Consider the following 4,665-nt stretch of genomic DNA (forward strand, 5'->3'; position numbering starts at 1 on the left):
GCCGTCCGGGATCCTCCCGAGCTTCTTGATATCAAGGTGAACGAGATCACCTGGGGCGCTGTGCTCGTAGCGAATCGGCCGGGGCGCCCGAACGAGTAGTCCGGTGGCTTGATCGAGGTGCCGAAGCAGCGGCATCCGGTAGCGGCGCAGCACCGCCGCGACGGTCGAACGCGGCAGACGCAGGTGGTAAGCGATCCGCGGCCGGGCCCCACCGCCGCTGAAATCGCAGGGCGATGATCCGGCGTTCACGCCGCCGGCTCGTCTGCCCCGGACAACGGTGCGGACGACTGGACCTGTCGGCCATCCCCGCCGCGCCCTGCACGCGGTAGCGATCGGCCCACCGCTTCGCGGTCACCGGCGAACAGTTGAACCGTTCGGCGGCCCGGTGCAGCGGCCACCCGTCGTCGACGACACAGCGGGCCAGGGCCAGCCGGCCCCGATCGGTCAGGAAAGCATTACCGTGAGACATGAGGACCTCGTGGTGATCGGCGTGTGTGTGGTAGCCACACCGATACCCGAGGTCCTCACCTACCTACCGAACGCCACGCCGTTCACAACCTCCCTGGCCAGTACACCTAGTCCGACGACTAGATCCCGGGCTCCGGCCCGAAGTGGTTGGTGATGATGCTGGCGATTTGCTCTTCCCGATACGCGGAGTGATCTAGCAGCTCTTGCTGAGCAGCCAGGGCCGCGTACGCGTCGGCGAGTTGGCTCGTCAGTCGCTTGACGATCTCACGCATCGCAGTGTGGTCGTCGCGGGCGCTCGCGTAGGCAAGTGCGAGTCGGTTGATGTCGTCAATCAGATGCGCATCGACAGGAGGGCGCGTCGAGGACCTGGACTGCCGCTTTCGTGGTCGCTGTGCTCGGCGTTCGACCTCGGCCTCCAGTGAGTGAACGAACACCCGCGGAGCGTTGCGTACAGCTCGCTGCCCCTGTGGTTGCGCCGGGCCGGTCAATACGCCATCACGGAGCAGTTGTTGCGCCCGCTGCCGCGTCACGCCGAGCCTCTCGGCGGCGAGCGCAAGCGAGACGGCCTCCTCCTCCATCAAGCAAGCATGCGTTACGCAATTTTGCTTATCAAGGCCCCGATCTGAGTTACATTCATGGGATTAGGAGAGTAAACTTGCTTATATGACGGTCTCCTTGCTTTCGGATGTTCTCGAAGCGCAAACACAGAACGCGCGTTTGCGCGGCGAGGATCTTCGCCGCGCTGGTGAGTTCATCGCAGCTCACGCCGTCAAGGCCGGGCTCGCGGTGTCAGCAGTTGACCGCACATCTGAACGCCTAGTTGCAGCCGCGTCCATCGCCGACGGGAACGTGCTTGTCGTAGACGAGTCGGAGCGATTGGACGGTCAGCGTGTCCTGCTCGTTGCCGGACACTGTGCTGGTCCGATGGGTATCGCGGCGCAGGCCTCGATCGCCCGAGCACTCGGCGCAACGTGGGTCGAGGCGATGTACGTCGCCGTCGATCCTGGGGACTGGTCCATTCCCGGGGTCGATGCCTTGGCAACCCTCAAATTGCAGGATCTCGGCCGCGGGGCTGCCGAAGGCTCACCTGACCTGGATGCTGGTGTGTCGTTCTCTTCTGAGGGGGTGGCGTGCGCGGCCGGGTAGCGTCGGCGGACACGATGGGATCGGTGACCCGAGCGGTCGAAGCTTCCGGCTGGTCAGGAGTTGTGCTTCCACGCACGAGCGTGCTGGGCGTGTCTCTCTTTCCGGTTGTCGCGATAGATCAGGCTGTGTGGGCGGAGCGGATATCGAACAATCAACCGCCCGAGCATGATCGGTCGACGTTGGCGGTCTGGGAATCCTGGATCCACGAGTTGGGTGATTGCCCGCCTCGCAGTCCGCTGACAATCGTTGGTTTCGTCTCAACGGCGGCCCAGCCTCAGTACGCCCTCGAGGCGTTAGGCAGGGTGTCTGGGTTCGGTGCCGGAATGTGGGTTACTCAAGCTGAGTCACCACGGTCGATCACCCTGGCTGAGTTCGATGTCGCTGATACGTGGGTCGTTCGCGAGCGGGACTCGGCGGTGCTCGTAGAAGGCCGTCCGGGTCCGGCGGCGACTGCGTGCCGGATGACGTCGACTAGGCACAAGGAGGAACAGCTCTTTGCGTGGGCACTCGACGTTGGTGTGGGCATCTAGACGCTGACGCGTGGCGTTGCGGCGAGCCAGGCCTTGACGGCCTTGTGGGGCTTCCATGGCTGCGACCGAGCAGTCAGCAATTGTGAGTGGTTCTTGATGGCCTGCTCGCATCGGTCTCGCCATTCTCCTGGCCTGGCCGGCGCGGGGTGCTCAAGCAGCTGCCTGGCGATCTGTGCTTGTGCTGCCAGCGAGTGTTCCATGGCCGCGCTGGCGACGTCGCTCTGGTCGAAGAGCCACGCCAGAGAGCGCCCATGGCACACGCTGCATGAGCACCTCCAGACAGGCGATTGCGGATTGGTGGTGATGCCACCTTCGACCTTGTCGAGCATGTAGTACGACTGCAGCCTGGGTACGTACACCGACGGCGGAGGTGTGAAAACTTCGTCGTCACCATCGGTCGCCGGATACAGATGCCTCAATCCTGATCGAACACCAACCGAAACCGCTGCCGCACCATGCGCGAGCGCTCCCAGTACGGATGTGTCCGAGCGCAGCAGCAAGGTCGGAACGTCGCACCTGAGTACTTCGATAAGTCCGGCGACGGTCTCCTTGTGACGCAGTGGGTCCGATTCGGATTCGAGAACGAGGGCAACTGGGCGTCCAGTGGCGGTGATCACCTCGATCAGCGTGTCGAGGTTGGCAGTAAGCCAGTCCGTGGCCAACGGCAGACACACCAACAGTCGATCGGAGTGCGTCCCCCATCCGAGGACGGACTTGAGCGACTCGCCGTCGCCCTTCGGAATGTAGCCGGAGTCCGTCATCGCCCACGTCAGGCCTGCTGCGAATTGATCGTTCACCCACTGCTCGGACATCCCGGTCGCGCCGACTCGCCGTGAGTTCCCGGTGTATTGGGCTGCATCGAGGAGGATTGCAGCGCGTTGATTCTCCTTGCGAAGGCGCTTCAGCGCGCGGCGAGCAGTGGCCGCACTTCGGCTGGCGACCACGGCACCAACGTTGTCCGTCGCCGTCAAAGGTGCAACGACGTCAAGGGCGCCGGCGGAGATGTGTGCCATGAACGGTGGTCCGAACTCCGGAAGTTCGGCACAATCGTCGAACTCGAGTGCTTGCGCGATCCCCACGGTGACCCCCAGATCGTTGACTTGGCCGTCTCGCCTCGGGATGTACGGGATCAACCTCGTCGATCGACTTCACCTATACCAGCAGCGACGTGTGATGCGCCACCAACTACGCACCTCAGCTATGCCGCCGAAACCGGACTACGTCGCGGCGCCAGGCGCGCGCGACACCCGTGCTTCTATCGCCTCAACGAGATCCGGGGGAGCACGGCCGCCGTCATCGGCATTCGCCAATCGAACGGCTCTGGTGACCAAAAAACCCGAGGTCACGGACTCATTTGAGTTCGCGACCTCGGGTCCAGCAGTTCATAGAACTGCTCGTGGTGGGCGGAGGGGGACTTGAACCCCCACGTCCCGAAGGACACTGGCACCTGAAGCCAGCGCGTCTGCCATTCCGCCACCCGCCCGGGTGACGGCGAGAACACTAACACGCACCATGCCGCGCTCGAAAATCGCCACTTCGAGCTGCCGGCAGCCGACGGCGGCGGGCAGTCCCCGTCGGCGGCACCGTATATCATGCTTGCAGCGCGACTTCGTGATGACACGCGGCCGTCGCGGCCTGCACACCAGCAGGCACCACACGGTGGAAGAACACAGTGAGAGGAGGGGTCACGATGGGCATCGTTCAACGTTTCGAGCGCAAGCTCCAAGGCGCTGTCGGCGACGTCTTCGCCCGCGTGTTCGGCGGAGGCGTCGTACCGGCGGAGGTCGAGGCAGCGCTTCAGCAAGAAGCGTCGGATCTGGTTCGGCCCCTCGAGGGCGGGCACCTCCTGGCACCCAACAGCTACGTCATCACCATCAACAGCTCGGACCACGACGAGCTCGCCGGTGACCGAGCACTCACGGTCAAGGCGTTCTCGCGCCACCTCGACGATTACATCCGCGATCAAGGCTGGCAGACCTACGGCGACGTGGTGGTTCGCTTCGAGCCGTCACCCACCCTTCACACCGGGCAGTTCCGTGCCAGTGGCTCGGTCGATCCCGATGTGGGACGATCGGCGACTGCTGCGCGGAACGAGTCCGCACAGCAGGGCGCGTCGGCACAAGCAGCACCGAGTCCCGTCCCTTCAGCTACGCAGCGACCGTCTGCCCCACCGATGTCGATACCAGGAGCCGGCCACATGACGCAGAACCCAGGCTACGACCCGCAGCGCGACCCCGCGGACGGTCATCGTCCCGATCCGCGCGCGCGCAACGGTTACGCCGGTGGCCAGGATCCGCGCTACCCCGCACGTGAGCAGAACGCACGTGAGCAGAACGGGTACGACGCTCAGGCCTACGCACCGGCCGATCACGACCCGCGCTACGACCAGCAGGCGTACAACGGCGGTTACGACGAGCAGCCGTACCCCGAGCAGGGTCAGGCCTACAGCGCAGCCGGCCAGGACCAGGGCTACGACCCCCACGCCTACGGCGCGCCCGGCGGCCAGGACCAGGGCTACGAC

The 4,665-nt window shown here is 64.7% G+C and carries 4 protein-coding genes, 1 tRNA gene and 1 pseudogene; 2 read left to right on the forward strand and 4 right to left on the reverse strand.

What is annotated here, in order from left to right; all coding sequences use genetic code 11:
- Positions 1 to 469: pseudogene (locus RHBS_RS24630) on the reverse strand (helix-turn-helix domain-containing protein); the annotation flags it as partial.
- A 118-nt stretch (positions 470 to 587) separates the two neighbouring features.
- Positions 588 to 1,046 carry a hypothetical protein gene (locus RHBS_RS24635; RefSeq protein ID WP_006368645.1) on the reverse strand — a complete coding sequence of 153 codons (459 nt, stop codon included), beginning with the start codon at positions 1,044 to 1,046 and terminating at the stop codon, positions 588 to 590.
- 85 nt (positions 1,047 to 1,131) lie between these two features.
- Here RHBS_RS24635 and RHBS_RS24640 point away from each other — a divergent pair, with 85 nt between their 5' ends.
- Positions 1,132 to 1,614 carry a hypothetical protein gene (locus tag RHBS_RS24640; RefSeq protein WP_006368644.1) on the forward strand — a complete coding sequence of 161 codons (483 nt, stop codon included), beginning with the start codon at positions 1,132 to 1,134 and terminating at the stop codon, positions 1,612 to 1,614.
- Positions 1,615 to 2,140: 526 nt separating this feature from the next.
- Here RHBS_RS24640 and RHBS_RS24645 read toward each other — a convergent pair.
- On the reverse strand, positions 2,141 to 3,223 hold the full coding sequence (locus RHBS_RS24645; protein WP_128646715.1) for a hypothetical protein: 1,083 nt from the start codon (positions 3,221 to 3,223) through the stop codon (positions 2,141 to 2,143).
- A gap of 318 nt (positions 3,224 to 3,541) precedes the next feature.
- A tRNA-Leu gene (locus RHBS_RS24650) sits at positions 3,542 to 3,627 on the reverse strand.
- Positions 3,628 to 3,834: 207 nt separating this feature from the next.
- On the opposite strand from RHBS_RS24650, the gene RHBS_RS24655 reads away from it, so the two are divergent.
- Positions 3,835 to 4,665: DUF3662 domain-containing protein (locus RHBS_RS24655; protein ID WP_128646717.1), on the forward strand; the 831-nt coding region annotated here is incomplete at its 3' end.

The sequence above is a fragment of the Rhodococcus sp. BS-15 genome (genome assembly GCF_000813105.1).
In the GTDB taxonomy this organism is placed as follows: Bacteria; Actinomycetota; Actinomycetes; order Mycobacteriales; family Mycobacteriaceae; genus Rhodococcoides.